We start from the raw sequence: 15,203 nt of genomic DNA, 5'->3' as shown, positions 1-15,203 counted from the left end.
GCGGCGCGCTGCGACTCGACCGCATCCTGCGGCCGGACGGGGTGCGCGTGCAGTCCGCCGCCCCGTCCAAGCGGCGGCTGTTTGCGGACCTCGCCGAGATGGCCCAGTCCTGCTGGGGCCTCGATCCCGCCCGCGTGGCCGAGGCCTTGGCCGAGCGCGAGGCGCTGGGCCCCACCGGCGTGGGGCACGGCGTGGCGCTGCCGCATGCGCGCATCGACGGGCTCGACCGCGTCCGGGGTCTGTTCCTGCGGCTCGACCGGCCGCTCGACTTCGATGCGGTGGACCGCCTGCCGGTGGATCTGGTCTTCTGCCTGCTCGCCCCCGCCTCGGCCGGGGTGGAGCATCTGCGCGCGCTGGCCCTGGTCAGCCGGACCATGCGCAACCCCGCCATCTGCCAGAAGCTGCGCGCCAATTCGGACCCGGCGACGCTGCACACGATCCTGACCGAGGGGCCCACGGACTTGGCCGCCTGAGCGGCGGGTCCGACCCGGCCAGGCCCCCGGGCGGTCCGCGGCGCGTTCAGCCGGGCGGCCGCCAGCGGCCGAAGCCGAAGGCGGCATGGTCGCGCGCGCAGGCCTCCTCGGCGGCCTGTTCGAGGGCGGGATCGTGGATCTCGGCGAGGCGCCGCGCGAGCGGGTCCGGGTCGCGGAAGGGCGGCGGGTCGGCGGCCCCGAGCCGGCGGGCCAGCGCGGGCAGCGCCTCGGGCGCCTCCTCCTCGCGCAGCACGAGGTCGGGGGGCGCGATCTGGGCGAAGCCCTGGAGCGTGGCGATCTGGCTCGCCCAGGCGGGATCGGTGCGCAGCGCCGTCTGGCCGGACAGGTTGGCGCGGACGAACCGGAGAAAGGCGCCAAAGGCGGCGCGGTGGGCGGCGGCGTCCCAGCCGGGGGGCCAGCCCGCCTCCGGCAGCCGCACCCCTTCGGGCGGGATCGCCGCGCCCCAGAGCCGGACCAGCGCCTCGCGCAGCGGCGCGGCCCCGTCCGGCGCGAGCACGCGCGTGCAGAAGGCCGCATGGGCCCGGGCCAGGGGGTGGCGCAGGATCGTGACGCTGCGATGGCCGGGACGGGCAGCCTTCCACCGCGCCAGCGTGCGGTGGGTGAAGCCCTCGACCACGCGGCCTTCGGGGTCGAGCGCGGCCAGCCAGGCGAGCAGCGCCTCCTCCGGCCCTGCGGGGACGGGCATCGTCAGCAGCGGCAGGCCGAAGGCGGCGGCCATGCGCGGCACGGCGGGGCCGCGGCGCGGCTCGAAGTTGGGGGTGCGCGACAGGTCGAAGCGGTCCAGCGCGCCGCCGAGCGCGGCCTCCATCTCGGCGAAGTTGACGACCTTGTCGGAGAGCGGTTCGGGGTTCTGCTTCTTGAGGCGGCGGTCGAGCGCCTCGGGCGGCGGAAGGCCCAGCCAGCGGGCGAGGCCCTGGATCACGGCGAGGTCCTGGATGTCCTCGTAATCGACGAAGAAGGCGGTCTGCCCGGTCGTCTGGAGCGCGCGCAGGATGCGGAGCTGGAAGGCCTGGAGGCGATCCAGATGGGCGCGGAACTCCTCCGCGTCGAAGCGGACGGCGCCGGAGCGGGCATGGGCGGGGTTGGTCAGGCGCCACTGGCCGGTCCGGGCGGCGATCTTGAGGCTCACGTAGCTTTCGGCGGGATTGCGCGTGAGCACGATCTTGGCGCAGCGCGGGTCGAGAAGGACCGCCTCGATGGCGCGGGGATCGTGGTCGCCGAAGAGGCGGAAGCCGTTGAGCCCGGGGGCCGCGCGCAACGCCGCGAGCAGCGCGAGCGGATCGGCGTCGCGGCGCGCGCGGTCCACGCCGAGGAGGCTCTCGCCGCCCGGCTGACCCAGAAAGGCGGGGTTGAACGCCTCGCCGTGGACGGCCGTGCCGGGCAGCGCGGCGATCTGGGCTTCGAGGAAGTTCGAGCCGGTGCGCATCTCGGCCAGGATGGCGAAGAGGTCGAAGGCGGGCGCGCTCTGCGGACCGGGACCGGCGGAGGCCGGGGCGGGGGGGATCATGGCGCCTCAGCGGACAAGATAGGGGCGGCGGCCCGGCGGAGCCGCGGCGGAGGGGGCGGCGCCGCCGGCCTGCGGCGGATCGGGCGGCAGGTCGCCCATGAGATAGGGATGCATGCCGGCATTCTTGAGCCCCTGGAGGAAGGCCCCGAGCCCCGTCAGGTCGGCCAGCCGGGGCAGGCTGGCCAGGCGCGGGCGGGGCGCCGTCGCGGCGGCGCGGGCAGGCACCATGTCGTCGAGCGCGGACTGGAGCGCCTCGGCCGGGTTCTCGAGGAATTCCGCCAGGGTCCAGATGCGGATGCGGGCCTTGGCATGGGGCGAGCGCAGCGCGGCCAGGTGATCGGATTCGATGCGCTGGAGGCGCGCCGCCTCGGCCCGCAGGTCGGGGGGCGGGTCGCGGAAGAGCGGAACGATCCAGGCGCCCGAGATCACCGCGATCTGGGCGTTGGGGTCCTTGGCGAAGTCCCAGCTCAGCAGCTGGCTGTCGCGGGGGCCGAACTGGAAGCACTGCCGCTCGCCCCGGGTGTTCCAGACGAGGTTGCGCAGGAACATCTGGGCGTTGTGGTCGCGCCAGCGGGGATTGTCGGGCAGCGCCCCGGCGAAGGTGGGGCCGCGACCCTCCCATTCCACGCGGCCGGGGGCGAAGAGATGGCCGTGGACGCGCGCACCCGTGGCGCGGGCGAGCCACTCCTCCCAGTCCTCGAAGAGCTCGGCAAAGCCCTCGAACACGGAATAGGGCCCGGCGGTCGGGGGGCCGCCCCAGCCCTCGCGCGGGAAGCGGCTCTGCATCCAGAGACCCGGCCGCCCGCGCGTGCGCCGCTCGACCGCCTTGGCGAAGACGCGGTCGATCTTGGAGGGGTTGGGCTCCCGCGGCAGGCCGTGGCCCGTCTCCGACAGGAAGGCCTGGTAGAGCCCCTCCGCATGGGGCCAGATCTTGCGCGCCACGAAGCAGTCCGACCGGCGCAGGAGCGGCAGGTGGTCGTCGTAGAAGACGTGCGGCTTGCCCTGCCAGTCGAACTTGGAAAGCGTGAGCGAGCGGCTCTCGATCCGGGCGGTGTGGCGGCGCGCGAGGGTCTGGAAGTAGCTCTCGTCCGGGATCCAGACGCGGCGGAAGTAGCGGTCGAAGCGCGGCCGGTCGGGGTCCGTCAGGATGGCCGCGAGGGTCGCCCGCGTCAGGCACCACCACTGGCTGCCCATGTGGGGCACGATCCCGTCCGGGATCGCGCGGCGCAGGCCCAGCCGGCGCTGGATGGCCACCCAGCGGTCGAAGAGCCGGCGCTGCCGCCGCCAGGCGAAGGGGAAATGCAGCGTGAACCGCTCCTCCGACAGGCCGCCCACGGTCCAGGGCACGTCGGCGGTGGTGGCCGATTCGATGAAGTCGGTTCCCGGCCGCTCGGCCAGATAGGCGCGCAGCTCCGCGACGGGCCTGAGCGGCAGGCAGGAGCCCGAGGCGAGAAGGACGTGCCCCACCTCCGGATGCCGGGCGAGCATCGCCTCGCAGGAGGCGAGGGTGGCCGCGACGATCCCCCAGGTGCCCCATTCGCAGCGGTGCCGCCGGGAGAAGCTGACGCCCGGCAGGTCGCGCAGGCGCAGCACGAAGGCGTCGTGGGCCCGGCGCGGCACGACGCGGTCCACGTGCACGACGACCGGACAGCCCCCCCGGGCCCAGAAGCGGATCACCTGCTCGGCCCGGTCGAAGGCGGTGTGGACCAGCATGACGATGCCGAGCACCGTCCCGTCGGCCGCGGGGGTCCGGCCCGCGGCGGCGGAGGCGCGGCGGAGGCGACCCTGGACGGAACCCGTCATGCCCAGTTCCCCTTGGACATCAGACCGAGGATCTCGAGCTGGCGCCAGTTGATGTACCGCTCGCTCCAGGGTGTCCAGAGATCGGTGGAGGCGACCCCGCCCTCGGCGTAGGCGCGGTATTCGGCCCCGGCGCGGTAATGCTCGCCCCTCCGGGCCTCCTCCTCGGCGCGGGTGCCGAAGACGTGGAGGAACTTGGTGTGCAGCAGCAGACCCGAGGTCTTCTCCCCGCCCCATTCGTCGAAGACGAGGTTGAGGCCGCGCGGCAGGAGCATGTGCGTGGAGGAGGCATAGGCCGTGGTCCGGTCCCAGCGGACCAGGGGGATCTTGTTGAGCGCGGGGGCGCGCCACGGCTCGTCGGCGAAGAAGACGCGGGCCCGGGGGCCGCCCTGGATCCAGAGATTGCCGTAGCGGGGGTTGCGGTAGATCGAGTAGTTGCCCGGATCGAACCAGGGGGCGATCTCCAGCGGGTCCTGGCCGGGGCGGTAGGGCTGCGCCCCGATCGGCCCCTTGGGATACATGTCGAGCAGCATCGCGCCGAAGGACTTGATCCCCGAGGCGTCCAGCCAGTCCGTCAGCGCGCGCAGGGGCCGCGTGTCGCAGAAGGGATAGACCAGAAGCTCGTCGGGATCGACGGTCAGGCACCAGTGGCCCAAGCCATGGCGCATCGCGAGGCCGTTGAGCCAGTCCACCCCATAGCGCGCGGCCCGGTAGCTCGCCCCCGTGGTCCAGAGCGAGACGTCGGGCTCCTCGGCGAGCATCTCGCGCCCGCCATCGGTGCTGCCGTTGTCCACGACCAGGAAGTGGTTCACCCCCATCTCGCGATAGTAGCGCAGGAACCAGGGCAGACGCACCGCCTCGTTGCGCAGGCAGGTCAGCACGAGGATGTCGCTGCGCCGGATGGCGCGGGTCCGGTCGGCGACGGCCTGCAGGTCCCGCCGCCGGACAATGGCGCGGAGGCGGTAGCGCTTGCGGCGCAGACGCATCCGGTACGAGTGCCACCACCGCACGGAACCCCCTCCTCGTCACCTGCTTCGCGGGAGCCTATATCAGAGAGGTTGACGAAAAGTTGCCGGCGGGGTGCAATTTTTCGCGCAGCCCGCGGGTCGTTGCGGCCCCGTCACGCGCGCGCCGCCGCTCAGGTCCAGCCGCCGCGCTCCAGCAGGCCCAGCGCCTCGAGCTGGCGCCAGCCCTCGAAGCGGGCCGAGCCGGGATGCCGGAAGTCTGGCCCCAGGGCGATGCGGTCGTAATAAGGCTCGTGGGCGCGGGGGTCGGTGAAATGCTCCGCCCGCAGCCGCTCGGCCGCCGAACGGGGCAGCAGGTCCGGCAGCAGCTTGGTGTGCAGCAGCGCCCCCGACAGGCCCCCATCCTCCCAGACCAGGTTCGGAGCGGCCGGGAGCAGGAAATGCGTCGAGTTCACATAGACCCAGCCCCGCTGCCAGCGCACGAGCGGCGTCTTGCTCATCACGGGCGCAAGGCCGGGGCGATCGGCAAACAGGACCCGCCCGCGCGGCCCCCCGCGCACGAGCACGCAGCCATGGGTGCGCTGGCGCTCGGTCCAAAAGCCCCCGGGATCGAACAGCGGCAGGGCGGCCAGCGGGTCCGGGCCGCAGGCGGCCCCGGCAAGCGGGGCGTCGGGATAGAGTTCCACCATCAGGCAGGGCAGGGCAGGGCGCCCCGTCGCCTCGAGCCGCGCCACGAGGCCGGACAGGCCCCGCTCCTCCCAGAAGGGAAAGACCAGAAGCTCGTCGGCGTCGAGCGTGAGGCACCAGTGCCCTGGCCCCCAGCGCCCGAGCAGCGCGTTGGCCCAGTCCATCCCGAAGCGCGAGGCGCGATAGCTGCCCCCGGCGCGCCAGAGCGAGATGTCGGGCTCGGCGGCCAGCCGCTCGGCCGTGCCGTCGGTGCTGGCATTGTCCACGATCAGGAAATGGTCCACCCCGAGCCGGCGGTGATGCTCGAGCCAGTGGCCGAGGCGCAAGGCCTCGTCTCGCAGCACGGCGACCGCAAGGCGCGCGCCCGGGCGGATGCCGCCCGTCCGGTCGGCCACGGGCTCGAGCGCGGCCCCGGCGCGGCGCGCGCGGGCGAGCAGCCGCAGCCGCTTCCAGCCGAGCCGCAGGCGGCGGCGCAGCGTGGGTGGCGGCGGCGGCGGGATCGCAAGGGCGCGCACGGCAGGCACTCTCCGCAGCCGCGCGGCGGGCGCAAGGGGTCCGAAGGCGGCTGGACGGGCCTGTGGCCGCGCCCTAGGGTCGGCGCCATGCAGCTTCTGATGTCGCCCCTCTCGCCCTATGCCCGCAAGGTCCGCGTCCTGGTGCGCGAGGCCGGCCGCGAGGCCGAGCTGGAGGAGGTCGCGGTCACGACCACCGCGCTCGAAACCGATCCCGTGCTGGCCGCGCGCAACCCCTTGGGGCGCATCCCCGTTCTGGTGCGCCCCGACGGGCCGGCCCTGGTGGACAGCCGCGTGATCTGCCGCTTTCTCGATGCGCGCTGGGGCGCGGGCCTCTACCCCGAGCGGCGGCTGTGGGAGGTGCTGGCGCTCGAGGCGCTGGCCGAGGGGGTCATCGATTCGGCGCTCCTGATGAGCTACGAGGTCCGACTGCGTCCGGCGGAGGCGCGCTTTGCCGCCTGGATCGAGGCGCAATGGGCCAAGGTGGCGCGCACGCTCGACGCGATCGAGTCGCGCTGGACGAGCCACCTCGCCGGGCCTCTCGACATGGGGCAGGTCGCCCTGGCGGTGGCGCTGGGCTATCTCGACTTCCGCCACGGCGAGCGGGGCTGGCGCGAGGGGCGCCCCGCGCTTGCCGCTTGGGAGGCGCGCCTGTCCGCGCGGCCCAGCCTGTCGGCCACCCGGCCGCAGGGCTGAGGGCGTCTTGGCCTTCGCGCCGGGCCGGATCGCCGGGGACGGCGCGGCGGCGCGGCGGCGCATCTGGGGCTGGATGTTCTTCGACCTGGCCCAGCAGCCCTATGCGACCCTGGGGCTGACCTTCGTCTTCGGGCCCTATTTCGCGGCCGTGGCCTCGGGGCTGTTCCAGGCCGAGGGGGCGGACCCGGCCGAGGCGGGCGCGCGCGCCCAGAGCCTGTGGGGCCTCGCCCAGGGGATCGCGGGCACGGCGATCGCGCTCAGCGCGCCGTTCCTGGGCGCCTGGGCGGATGCGTCGGGGCGGCGGATGCCGTGGATCCTGGCGCTGTCGGTGCCTTACGTGCTGTGCGCCTGGAGCCTGTGGTTCCTGCTGCCCGACGGGACCAACCTCCTGCCGGTGCTGGCGCTGTTCTGGGTGGGGTTCGTGGCGGGCGAATCCGCGCTCAACGTCAACAACGCGCAGCTCCCCTCGCTCGCCCCCCGTTCGGAGATCGGGCGCGTCTCGGGTTCGGGGGCGGCGCTGGGCTACTGGGGCGGCGTCGTCTCGCTCGTGGCGGTGCTGCTCTTTCTGGCCGAGGGCGAGGGGGGCCGGACGCTTCTGGGCCTCGAGCCGGCCTTCGGCCTGCTGGACGGCGCCCTGCGCGAGGGGACGCGCGCGGTGGGCCCGTTCATCGCGATCTGGTTTGTCGTCGCGCTGATCCCCTTCGTGCTGTGGGTGCGCGACCCGCCCCCCGAGGCGAGGCGCGACCTGCGCCCGCGGAGCGTGCTGCGCGACCTGGGCCGGACCGTCCGCGACGCCTGGGAGAGACGGTCGCTGCGCTGGTTCCTGCTGGGCTCCATGCTCTACCGCGACGGGCTGGGCGCGCTCTACAGCTTCGGGGGGGTCTATGCGACGGTGGTGCTGGGCTGGGACGTGATCCTGATCGGCATCTTCGGCCTGGTCGCGGCCGTGGCGGCGGCGGCGATCACCTGGGCGGGCGGGCTGGCGGACCGCCGCTGGGGGCCCAAGCCGGTGCTGACCGCGGCCTGCTGGGCGCTGATCCTGGTCTGCCTGGTCCTTGTGGGGATGGGGCGCGAGGCCGCCTTCGGCCTGCCGCTTCCGCCCGGCTCCCGGCTGCCGGATGCGGTGTTCTTCGTCTGCGGCGCGCTGATCGGGGGGGCGGGCGGCGCGCTCTATGCCGCCTCGCGCACGATGATGGTCCGCCACAGCCGCGAGGCCGAGGCGGGCCGCGCCTTCGGGCTGTTCGCTCTGACCGGGCGGGCGACCGCGTTCCTGGCGCCGCTGCTGGTCGCGGGGGCCACGGCGGTCACGGGATCGGCACAATCCGGCCTCGTGCCGGTGATCGTCCTTTTCCTCGGCGGTCTGTGGCTGCTACGCTTCGTGAAGCCAGACGGAGACCGCGCCCCATGCCCCGCCGCCGCCTCGCCCTTCTCCTGACGCTTGCTCTCGCGGCCTGCGCGGCCTCGCCCGCGGCGGTGACCTCGCGCGGGGCGGTGATGGCGCAGGCGGCGCAGCCCGTCGCGGCGGGCGATCCCTCCGACCGGCGCGTGGCCAAGGAGCTGTTCGGGGCCCATGCACGCGCCTCCTCGCTGCCGCACGCGCCGATCGGCTTCTATTCGCGCGGCTGCATGGCCGGCGGCGTGCAGCTGCCCGAGACGGGCCCCACCTGGCAGGCGATGCGCCTGAGCCGCAACCGCAACTGGGGCCAGCCCGAGACCATCGCCTTTGTCCAGGACCTGAGCCGCTTTGCCGCCACGCTGCCCGGCTGGCAGGGCCTCTATGTGGGCGACATCGCCCAGCCGCGCGGCGGGCCGATGACCTCGGGCCATGCGAGCCACCAGACGGGGCTCGACGTGGACATCTGGCTCAGGCGGGCGGATCGGCTCGACCTGACGGTGGCCGAGCGCGAAAGCCTCTCCTCGACCGACATGCAGCGCGCCGAGGGGGCCTATGTCAATGCAAGCTGGACGCCGGCGCACGAGGCGCTGATCCGCGCGGCCGCGTCCGATCCGCGTGTGGACCGCATCTTCATCTTCGCCGGAGCCAAGGTGGCGATGTGCGACAGCGCCACGGGCGACCGGTCCTGGCTGGCCAAGGTGCGGCCCTATTGGGGGCACAACACCCATTTCCACGTCCGTCTGCGCTGTCCGGCCGGCGCGCGGGACTGCACCGCGCAGGACCCGATCCCGGCCGGGGACGGCTGCGCCGAGGCACGGCAATGGCAGCAGAACATCCTCAACCCCCCGCCGCCAGACCCGAACGCGCCCGCCCCCTCGCCCCGGCGCGACCTGACCATGGCGGAGCTGCCCGGCCTGTGCCGCGCGGTGCTCGAGGCGGACTGAGCCCTTGCGGCGGCGGACCCTTCTGGCGGCCCTCGGGGCCGGAGCGGGCGCGCTCGCGCTCGGCGGGCCGTTCCGCGCGCAGGGCTCGACCGGCGGGGCCGAGTTCCTGGGCCGCTACACCTGGACGGAGACCTGGCGCGGCTTCGGCGGCTTCTCGGCGCTCGACCTGTCGGCGGACGGGCTGAGCTTCACCGCGCTGAGCGACCGGGCCTTTCTGGTGCGCGGGCGGCTGGAGCGCGACGCGCTGGGCGCGGTGGCGGCGGTGGAGGCGGGCGGGCCCGAGCCGCTGCTCGACATCCATGGCGAACCCCTGCGCGGCCTGCGCGCGGACAGCGAGGGGATCGCGGTCGCCCCCGACGGCACGACTTGGATCAGCTTCGAGGGCAATGCGCGCGTCCGCCGCGAGGGCCGCCACCCCGGCGAGCCGCCCGAGCTTCTGCCGCGCCATCCCGACTGGGAGCGGCTGGGCTCGAACGCCTCGCTCGAGGCGCTGGCGATCGACGACGAGGGGCGCCTCTATACCCTGCCCGAGCGGCCCTTCTCGCGCGAGCGGGCCTTTCCCGTCTGGCGCTGGGACGGGACCGAATGGGCCGAGATCTTCCGCCTGCCGGTGCGCGACGGCTTTGCCATGGTGGGCGCCGATATCGGGCCGGACGGGCGGCTCGTGCTGCTCGAGCGGCGCTTCGCGGGCTGGGGATTCGCCTCGCGCATCCGCCGCGTGCACCTCGACGGGTCGGCCGAGGAGGTGCTGCTGACCACGGACACGGGCACCCACGACAACCTCGAGGGGATCGCCGTCTGGGAGGATCGCGAGGGCCGCTGGGGCGGGGGCCTGCGCGCGACGATGATCTCGGACGACAACCAGCGCTTCTTCCAGCGCACGGAGTTCGTGGACTACCGCCTGCCCGATTGACGCGCGCGCGGCGCGGCCCTAGGGAGCGGCGCCCCCGCCTTCCGGGGGCCAAGTGCCGCCCCTTGTCAAAACGGACCCGTTTCATGCCCGTCTCCGCCCTTGTCGCCGCCATGGCCGGGATCGTCCTGGCCTCCAACGTGCTCGTGCAGTTCGTGCTGCCGGGCGGCCTTCTGACCTGGGGGGCCTTCACCTATCCCTTCGCCTTTCTGGCCACCGATCTCGCCAACCGTCTGCACGGGCCGCGGGCGGCGCGCCGGGTGGTGCTGGGCGGCTTCGCGGCGGGGGTGGCCTTCTCGCTCGCGGGATCGCAGGTGATGGTGGGGGACGCGCCCCTCGTGCCCTTGCGGATCGCGGTGGCCTCGGGGACGGCGTTCCTGCTCGCGCAGGGGCTGGACGTGGCGCTGTTTGCGGCCTTGCGCGGAGGGGTCTGGTGGCGCGCGCCGCTCGTCTCGTCGCTGGCGGCCTCGGCGCTCGACACGGCGCTGTTCTTCGCCATCGCCTTTTCGGCCGCGGCGGGGGGCCTGTTCCCGCCGGGCGCGAACGCGGTCGTGGCCTGGGCGTCCGAGCCCGCACCGCTTCTGGCGCTGGGGCCGCCAGCCCCCCTCTGGGTCTCGCTCGCGCTCGCGGATTTCGGGGTCAAGGTCGCCCTGGCGCTGGTCGCCCTGGGGCCCTATCGCCTGGCTTTGCGGCGCTGGACGCAGGCGGGCACCTGACGCGACCCTCACACAAGATTTTCTTTGACAACCTCTCTGCACCCCCCATCTTTGGGGTCAGGTGCAACCCACAGAAAGGAGGTGATCCAGTGTCGAGAAAGATCCTGGAGCGAGGTGTCGGGACAGCACGGAGGGTCCGCGGCTGAGGCAGCCCTCGGCCCGGGGACCGTCCGGGTGGACCCTTCGGGTCTAACCGGCCCCACCTCCTGAACTTTCGGGGGCCGTCCTCACCGGGGGCGGCCCTTTTGCTGCGCCCTTACCCGCCAATGGCGCGCAGGATCTCGGCTTCCGACTCGTCGAGGGCCGACAGGATCGCCGTCCCCAGCGCCTCGCGCGAGACGGCCTCCTCCAGCCGCAGGAGCATCCAGTCCGTCGCCACACCGATCGCGAGGCCGCCAACGAGGCCGCCGACGACCGCTCCGGCTGCGGTTCCCACGAGCGGCACGACGCTGCCCGCGAGGGCGCCCGCCCCGGCGCCGGCCGCGGCGCCCCCGAAGCTGCCTGCGAGCTTGCCCGCCGCCAGCTTGGCCAGGGCCTCGGCGGCCAGACCCACCGCCTCCTTGGCAAGGATCTTGGCGAGAAGCGACCCGACCACGGCCCCGGCCACCCCGCCCGCCACCCCCGCCGCGCCGGCGGCCGCGAGGCGGTCCTGCAGCGTCGTGCGGGCCAGATCGGCCGGCAGCGTCAGCAGGGCGGCCGGAGCCGCGGCGGTGACGACCGGCCGCGCGAGATCGGAGGGCAGGTCCGAGCAGCCCGCGAGCAGGCGGTCGCGCGCGGCGATCAGGTCCGACGGCGGGTCCTGCGCGAGCGCCTCGAGCGCGGCCGCGAGCGGCGCAGTGGCGGAGGCGGTGCCAAGCGCCGCGTCGATCTCGCCGGCCAGGAAATCCTCGGCCCGCCCCGCCAGGAGGTTGAGCGTGCGCAGATATTCGGCCGACAGGCTGTAATAGCGGTCCAGAAAGACGGGCACGCGCGCGCGCAGGCTGTCGAAGCTCTCCATCGTGGCCGCCCGGGCGGCGGCGCGGCGCTGCGCAAGCGCCTCCGCCCAGTCGCGGTCGATCCGCTCGAGCGCCGCGATGGTGCCGGGGGCGCAGGTCAGCGCGCCGACCCGCTCGGCCTCGATCGCCGCCCGGAGCGCGCTGGGGTCGGGCAGGGCGGGCGCGATCATCCGTGGCCGGCCCTCGCGGTCGGGCAGGGTCGGGGCCGACCCCCCGAGGACGAGAGGGGCGAGGCCCGCGATCTGGGCCTCGACGGCGGGGCGCTGGCGCGCCAGGGCCCAGGCCTCGGCCCGGGCGAGGGCGCCCACGAGGACGAGGGCGAGGATCGTCAGGAGAAGGGCCGACAGGGCGACGCGCCCCGGACCGGGCGGCGGCGGCGCGTCGGCGTCCGAAGGCCGCAGGATGCGCCGCGTCTCTCCCCTGCCGGGCAGGCAGCCTGCGAAGATGAGCGCCAGCAGCCAGAACTGCCCGAACGCGCCCGCGAGCCGCCAGAGCGCGACAAGCGGTCCCGCGCCCCGTCCCTCTGCCTCGGCCTGGAGCCAGGCCCGCGTGCCGTTGAGGAGTCCGACGAGGTCCATCCCCCAGGCCAGGAGCGCCGAGCCGCCCCTGTAGCGCGGCTCGGCCGCGACCAGGGCCGCAAGGCTGCCCTCCGCTGGCGCCGCCAGCCCCGTCAGGGCGACCCAGAGGGCGGTGGCGGCGAGGGCGGCCAGCGTCGGTGCCCATCGCAGCACCACGCCGAGCCGGGCGAAGGGGCGGATCGCACCGGCCCGCCCGGCCGTCCAGCGGGCGGCCGCGAACACGCCTGCCGCAAGGCCGGCGAACCCTGCCAGAGCCGCGGGGCCCGCGGCGACGATCCACCAGCCGGCCGCGATGGCCGCCAGACAGGCGACCGGCACGGCGGCGATCTGCGCCCCGAGCGCGCCGCCCAGAAGCGGGGCCCACCAGACGGCGCGCGCGAGCATGGCCCGTGCGAGGATGCGCCGGATCGCCGCGCGCTGGGCGAGCGCCAGCCAGACCGGCCAGCCGGCCGCGGGGATCAGCACCAGGGCGAGGCCGAGCGACGGGGCCGCCCCGGCCGCCGCCACGGCACCCATCGCGGCGAGGATCGCGGCGGCGCGCAGGCTATATCGGAGGGACGAGGCCAGCATGGGGCGCAGTCCACCCCCCGCGGCCCGGCGAGTCAATTCCGGGGAGGAGCGATGCTGCGGATCAGCGACGAGGTGGCCATCGCGGAGTGGGAGATCACCGAAACCTTCGTGCGGGCGCAAGGCCCGGGGGGACAGAACGTCAACAAGCTGTCCACGGCGGTGGAGCTGCGCTTCGAGGCCGAACGCTCGCCTTCGCTCGATCCGGGGGTCAAGGCGCGTCTGCGGCGCCTTGCCGGGCGGCGCTGGGTGGGCGAGGAGGGCTCGGGCGCCGTGCTGATCCGGGCCGAGGACACGCGCAGCCAGGCCCGCAACCGCGCGCTGGCGCGGGAGCGTCTGGTCGCGCTGATCCGGGCCGCCCTCGTGCCGCCTCGCCGACGGATCGCGACCCGCCCGACCCCTGGCAGCGTCCGGCGGCGCCTCGAGGCCAAGGCGCATCGGGGTGCGATCAAGGCGGCCCGATCGCGTCCGGACGCCGAGGAGCCGGTCTAGGACCCGTCCTGGGCATCCCGAATCGGGCCGACCCGGCGTCCCCTCCCCGCCTGCAGGAGCAAGGAAGCTAGGAGCCGCAGGAGCCGTGACCATGCGTCACGCGGCCGGGACGCGCCCCGCCGGTGACTTTCCGCCGATGGCGCAAGCCGAAAAGCGGTGCGAAGGGACGATTCCTGCCGATTGCGGCCGAATCGCCACAGCCGTGCTTGCGCGGTCGAGGGGCGGCCCGCATGGCACCGCGCCATGAACGAGCCCAAGGAAGGGAAACGCCCGTGACCACGATGCGTTCCATGATGATCGGTTGTCTTGCCCTGGCTGCGGTGGCGGCGACGGCGCCTGCCGTCTCGGCCCAGGCCCTGTCCGGGCAGGCGTCCTGGTACGGTCCCGGCTTTCACGGCCGCACCACGGCCAGCGGCGAGGCGTTCAACATGCACGCCCTGACCGCCGCCCATCCGACCCTGCCGTTCGGCACCCGGGTGCGGGTGACCAACGAGCGCACCGGCGCCTCGGTCGTCGTGCGGATCAACGATCGCGGGCCGCATGTGCGCGGCCGGATCATCGACCTGTCGCGCGAGGCCGCCGGGGAGATCGGGATGCTCCGCTCCGGGGTGGCGCCCGTGCGGATCGAGGTGCTGGGCCGGGCCTGACGCCGCGTCAGACGCGGACGGCGCGACGGGCCTGTTCGCCCAGGCCGAAGATGCGCTTGTAGCGCTCGACCTCGCCGGGCGGTCCCATGGCCTTTTCGGGGTTGTCCGACAGCTTGACCGTGGGCCGCCCGTTGGCGGCGACGGCCTTGCACACGAGGCTGAAGGGGGCGAGCGCGTCGCCGGCCAGCCCCGCGAAGTCGTTGGTCAGCAGCGTGCCCCAGCCATAGGTCAGCCGGACGTGGTCGGCGAAGCGGGCGTGCAGCGCCTCGATCTCGGGCACGTCCAGCCCGTCGGAGAAGACGATGAGCTTGCGCCGGGGGTCCTCGCCGTGGGATTCCCACCAGCGGATGGCGAGTTCGGTGTTCTCCACCGGGTCGCCCGAATCGACGCGGATACCGGTCCACTTGGCCAGCCAGGCGGGTGCGCGCTCGAGAAAGGGGCGCGTGCCGTAGGTGTCGGGCAGGATCACGAGGAGGTTGCCGTCGTGCTCCTCCTGCCAGTCGGCGAGCACCCGGTAGGGGGCCTCGCGCAGGTCCTCGTCGGTGTCGGCCAGCGCGGCATAGACCATGGGCAGCTCGTGCGCGTTGGTGCCGATGGCCTCGAGGTCGCGGCGCTTGGCGATCAGGCAGTTGGACGTGCCGATGAACTTCTCGCCCAGCGCCTCGATCATGGCCTGCACGCACCAGTCCTGCCACAGGAAGCCGTGGCGGCGGCGCGTGCCGAAATCGGCCAGCCGCAGGCCGGGGATGCGGCGCAGCCGCTCGCCCTTTTCCCAGACGCGCGTCATGGCGCGGGCATAGAGCACCTGCAGCTCGAACCGCCCCATCCCCTTGAGCACCGCGCGCGAGCGCAGCTCCATGATGATGGCGAGGGCAGGGATCTCCCACAGCATGACCTCGGGCCAGGGTCCCTCGAAGCTGAGGCGGAACTGCCCCCCCCGCCGCTCGAGGTGGTAGGGCGGCAGGCGCAGCGCCTCGAACCATTCCATGAAGTCCGGTCGGAACATCTGGCGCTTGCCGTAGAAGGTGTTGCCGCGCAGCCAGGTGGATTCGCCCCGCGTCAGCCGCAGCGTGCGCACATGGTCGAGCTGCTCGCGCAGCTCGCCCTCGTCGATCAGCTCGGCGAGGCGGATGTCGGGCGAGCGGTTGATGAGCTCGAAGGTCACGCGCACGTCGGGGCGGTTGCGCAGGACCGACTGGCACATCAGGAGCTTGTAGAAGTCGGTGTCGAGCAGCGACCGCACGATGGGGTCGATCTTCCAGGTATGGTTCCAGACCCGCGTGGCGATGTCGATCAT

14 protein-coding genes are annotated in these 15,203 nt (G+C 74.1%); 8 read left to right on the top strand and 6 right to left on the bottom strand.

Going from position 1 to position 15,203, the window contains the following annotated elements; translation table 11 throughout:
• Positions 1–8: 8 nt before the first annotated feature.
• Positions 9–473, top strand: coding sequence for a PTS sugar transporter subunit IIA (locus GT358_RS10885; protein WP_166582681.1), 465 nt, complete (start codon positions 9–11; stop codon positions 471–473).
• Between the two features lie 46 nt (positions 474–519).
• Here the strand turns inward: GT358_RS10885 and GT358_RS10880 are convergent, their stop codons facing one another.
• The 4 genes from GT358_RS10880 to GT358_RS10865 form a co-directional block, all read right to left on the bottom strand.
• Complete coding sequence (locus GT358_RS10880; RefSeq protein WP_166582639.1) at positions 520–2,001, bottom strand: nodulation protein NodH; 1,482 nt, start codon at positions 1,999–2,001, stop codon at positions 520–522.
• A gap of 6 nt (positions 2,002–2,007) precedes the next feature.
• Entirely contained in the window at positions 2,008–3,714 is a 1,707-nt protein-coding gene (locus tag GT358_RS10875; protein ID WP_166582680.1) for a beta-1,6-N-acetylglucosaminyltransferase, read from the bottom strand.
• Positions 3,715–3,800: 86 nt separating this feature from the next.
• A complete protein-coding gene (locus tag GT358_RS10870) occupies positions 3,801–4,787 on the bottom strand; it encodes a glycosyltransferase family 2 protein (RefSeq protein ID WP_208103480.1) in 987 nt (328 codons plus the stop codon).
• Positions 4,788–4,939: 152 nt separating this feature from the next.
• The gene (locus GT358_RS10865; RefSeq protein WP_166582637.1) at positions 4,940–5,968 is read right to left on the bottom strand and encodes a glycosyltransferase family 2 protein; all 1,029 of its coding nucleotides are present in this window, start codon (positions 5,966–5,968) and stop codon (positions 4,940–4,942) included.
• Between the two features lie 87 nt (positions 5,969–6,055).
• Between GT358_RS10865 and GT358_RS10860 the strand changes: the two genes are divergently transcribed.
• The 5 genes from GT358_RS10860 (at position 6,056) to GT358_RS10840 (ending at position 10,627) form a co-directional block, all read left to right on the top strand.
• The gene (locus tag GT358_RS10860; RefSeq protein ID WP_166582636.1) at positions 6,056–6,661 is read left to right on the top strand and encodes a glutathione S-transferase; all 606 of its coding nucleotides are present in this window, start codon (positions 6,056–6,058) and stop codon (positions 6,659–6,661) included.
• A 7-nt stretch (positions 6,662–6,668) separates the two neighbouring features.
• A complete protein-coding gene (locus GT358_RS10855) occupies positions 6,669–8,096 on the top strand; it encodes an MFS transporter (protein ID WP_256371820.1) in 1,428 nt (475 codons plus the stop codon).
• Positions 8,066–9,001, top strand: a complete 936-nt coding sequence (mepA, locus tag GT358_RS10850; protein WP_166582635.1) for a penicillin-insensitive murein endopeptidase — start codon at positions 8,066–8,068, stop codon at positions 8,999–9,001. Before GT358_RS10855 ends, mepA begins: the two co-directional genes overlap by 31 nt.
• 4 nt (positions 9,002–9,005) lie before the next feature.
• Entirely contained in the window at positions 9,006–9,914 is a 909-nt protein-coding gene (locus tag GT358_RS10845) for an esterase-like activity of phytase family protein (protein WP_166582634.1), read from the top strand.
• An 83-nt stretch (positions 9,915–9,997) separates the two neighbouring features.
• Complete coding sequence (locus GT358_RS10840) at positions 9,998–10,627, top strand: queuosine precursor transporter (protein WP_166582633.1); 630 nt, start codon at positions 9,998–10,000, stop codon at positions 10,625–10,627.
• A 256-nt stretch (positions 10,628–10,883) separates the two neighbouring features.
• Here GT358_RS10840 and GT358_RS10835 read toward each other — a convergent pair whose 3' ends face one another.
• Positions 10,884–12,770 (bottom strand): hypothetical protein, encoded by a 1,887-nt coding sequence (locus tag GT358_RS10835; RefSeq protein WP_166582551.1) that lies wholly within the window; start codon positions 12,768–12,770, stop codon positions 10,884–10,886.
• Between the two features lie 51 nt (positions 12,771–12,821).
• Here GT358_RS10835 and arfB point away from each other — a divergent pair, with 51 nt between their 5' ends.
• Entirely contained in the window at positions 12,822–13,259 is a 438-nt protein-coding gene (gene arfB / locus GT358_RS10830; RefSeq protein ID WP_166582632.1) for an alternative ribosome rescue aminoacyl-tRNA hydrolase ArfB, read from the top strand.
• 281 nt (positions 13,260–13,540) lie between these two features.
• Positions 13,541–13,906 (top strand): septal ring lytic transglycosylase RlpA family protein, encoded by a 366-nt coding sequence (locus GT358_RS10825; protein WP_243730840.1) that lies wholly within the window; start codon positions 13,541–13,543, stop codon positions 13,904–13,906.
• A 7-nt stretch (positions 13,907–13,913) separates the two neighbouring features.
• Here GT358_RS10825 and pncB read toward each other — a convergent pair whose 3' ends face one another.
• Positions 13,914–15,203 carry a nicotinate phosphoribosyltransferase gene (gene pncB / locus GT358_RS10820; protein ID WP_166582630.1) on the bottom strand — a complete coding sequence of 430 codons (1,290 nt, stop codon included), beginning with the start codon at positions 15,201–15,203 and terminating at the stop codon, positions 13,914–13,916.

The sequence above is a fragment of the Rubellimicrobium sp. CFH 75288 genome (assembly GCF_009904055.1).
Lineage (GTDB): Bacteria > Pseudomonadota > Alphaproteobacteria > Rhodobacterales > Rhodobacteraceae > Rubellimicrobium.
Note: the sequence above shows the minus strand (reverse complement) of the source record. Positions and strands in the feature narration are given on the sequence as shown.